Source organism: Streptomyces sp. 8P21H-1 (genome assembly GCF_013302945.1).
This window is the reverse complement of record NZ_JABTYA010000187.1, coordinates 1-2,253: the sequence shown is the minus strand read 5'-3', so window position 1 is coordinate 2,253 and position 2,253 is coordinate 1. Positions and strand designations below refer to the sequence as shown.

Here is a 2,253-nt window from a genome sequence, read left to right as displayed (position 1 = left end):
TGCCGCGGTCCGGCGCCGTGCGGCCCGGCGCCGCCTTCCCGGCAGTATCGCCGCGACCAGCCCGGCGGCGACCACGCCCAGCAGTCCCGCCACCACGGCGAGCTTGGGCCACAGCGACATCCGGGGCAGGACGAACACCGCGATGTCCAGGCCGAAGGCGGCCGCGCTGACCACGGTGAGGGCGGCCGCGACCCTGTTGAGCCGGGTGTCGAGGGCCTCGGCCCGCTCGGAGGCGGCGGCCAGCAGCGAACTGCTGACGTAGCCCAGCAGCTTGTCGGCGCGCTCCTGGGTGTCGTCGAGGCCGATGACCTGCCGGGCGGCCAGGTAGCTGGCCCGGTGCGCCTGGAGGGACTCTATGCGGTAGCTGTCCAGGTGGTGGAAGTCGGCCCACAGCCCGTCGAGGAAACGCCGGAACGTGTGCACGTCGGTGTTCTCGGGGTGCGCGTGGGCGAGGTCGCCGAGCACCCACCGCCCGGCGATCAGCGCCCCGGTCAGCAGTGACTGCTGGGCGACGGCGATGTCCGTCGGCTCGGTCATGGTCAGCAGGTCGGCCGGCGCGGTGTCCGGGTCGCGGTCCCAGGCGTAGGTGTACGGCAGCAGGACGCGCAGGTCCGGACCGGAGGCGACCTCCGGCACCCGGTCGTCGGACGGCCAGGGCGGCCGCTCGGTGACGAAGTGCGCGTTGTACCGCGCGGACCTGCGGTCGATCGGCGAACGGGCGCCGGCCACCGCCAGGTCCGGGCGCAGCGCGATGTCCTGGACCAGGCCGCCGGCGACGGCCGCGGACAGTACGGCCGTGAGGACCGGCGCGTCCGCCTCGCGCAGCAGGCCGTTGACGGCCGCGTCGAGGGCGTCGAGCTCGGGCAGGCTCAGCCGCCGCAGGTCCTGCTCGTGCCGCAGCGCGTAGACGACCAGCACGGTGCCGCCGCTGAGGATCCGCGCACGGCAGGCGACGATCCGCACGCCGGGCAGGTCGATCGCGGGTGCGACGATCCCGGTCAGGTCCAGCTCGACGGTGCGGTCGCGGTTGTAGGTGAGGGAGCCGAGGGCGCCGACGACCGGTCGCAGCTCGCCGTGGCCGGGCACCACGACGACCTCCGGCGGAACGGCGGGCGTGCGGTGGTGCAGCGGATAGGCACGGCTCTGCAGGTGCAGCACGGCACTCATCGGGCGGCTCCCGGCCCGGCGGTGTCGCGCGTCCAGGACACGGCCACGTACTCCGGGACGAGTTCGGACTCGGGCACCGCGACCGCGCCCAGGTAGCGCCGCTGCAGGTCCTCGGGGCCGAGGTCGTCCGGTGACCCGCCCAGCAGGGCGGCCACCTCGGCGCGGGTCAGGTGACTCGCCTCCTCCGGGACGGACCGGCTGCGGAACCAGGCGCGCTGCCGCTCCAGCACCCGGTTGTCCGAGGCGGACGCGGGCCAGTAGCTCACCGCGGTGACCGTGCTCGTGCCGAACTCCGCGCCGAGCGCGACCACCGCGCGGGCCTCGTCCTGCGGCAGGTAGAACACGAGGCCCTCGGCGACGTACGCGACCGGGCGTCCGGCGGCGATCTCCCGCACCCGCGCGGCGACCGCGGCCCGTTCGGCGGGGACGGCCAGGTCGGCGCCGAGGTGGCGCACGTCCCGCTCCGGGAGGGTCCCGGCCGCCGTCAGCTCGGCCGCGCGCCGCCGCTTGGCCTCGGCCATCTCCGGCAGGTCCACCTCCACCGCGACGGGGAAGTCCAGCAGCCACGGGTAGGAGGAGAAGCCCGCCCCGCACACCACGAGCACGGTCCCGGGGGCGGCCCGCAGCGCCTCGGCGAGCGTGTCGGCGATGACCCTGCCGCGCAGCGACACCACCAGGTCGTCGTGCGGGTACACGGCGTCGGCGAACTCCTGCCACAGCTCCCGGACGTCCCGCCGCCCGTCCTCGGGGATCCACGCGCCCGCCAGTCCGTCCTCCGCGAGGTCGGGCCGGCGCAGCCGGGACTCGTTGACGAGGTACGCGGTCAGTCCGACTCCACCCTGCATCGCTCGGCCTGCCTCCGTTCATGACGCCGGTGAACTTCTGAACTTCCTTGTCACGCGGCACCCTTGGTATCACCGAAGGCCGAGGTCGGCGCAAGTGGGCCTCAACGCAGGGCCAGTGCGCGTCCAGCCCCCGCCCGCGGCGTCGCCGGGACGGTCAGCGACCGGTCGTAGCGGTGCAGGACCAGGCGGGCCATGGCCGGGTGGGCGCCCAGGGGGGCCGCGGCGATCCACGGGGCCGCCG

Annotated in this window: 2 protein-coding genes and 1 pseudogene; all 3 read right to left on the bottom strand. The window is 75.2% G+C overall.

Features of this window, described 5'->3' with window-relative positions; genetic code table 11:
- Positions 1-1,167 (bottom strand): hypothetical protein (locus HO151_RS03075; RefSeq protein WP_173894578.1); only part of this gene is annotated, 1,167 nt, incomplete at its 3' end.
- Positions 1,164-2,012 (bottom strand): class I SAM-dependent methyltransferase, encoded by an 849-nt coding sequence (locus HO151_RS03070; RefSeq protein ID WP_173894577.1) that lies wholly within the window; start codon positions 2,010-2,012, stop codon positions 1,164-1,166. The genes HO151_RS03075 and HO151_RS03070, both read right to left, overlap by 4 nt.
- Positions 2,013-2,113: 101 nt before the next feature.
- Positions 2,114-2,253, bottom strand: a pseudogene (locus HO151_RS07285) (sirohydrochlorin chelatase); the annotation flags it as partial.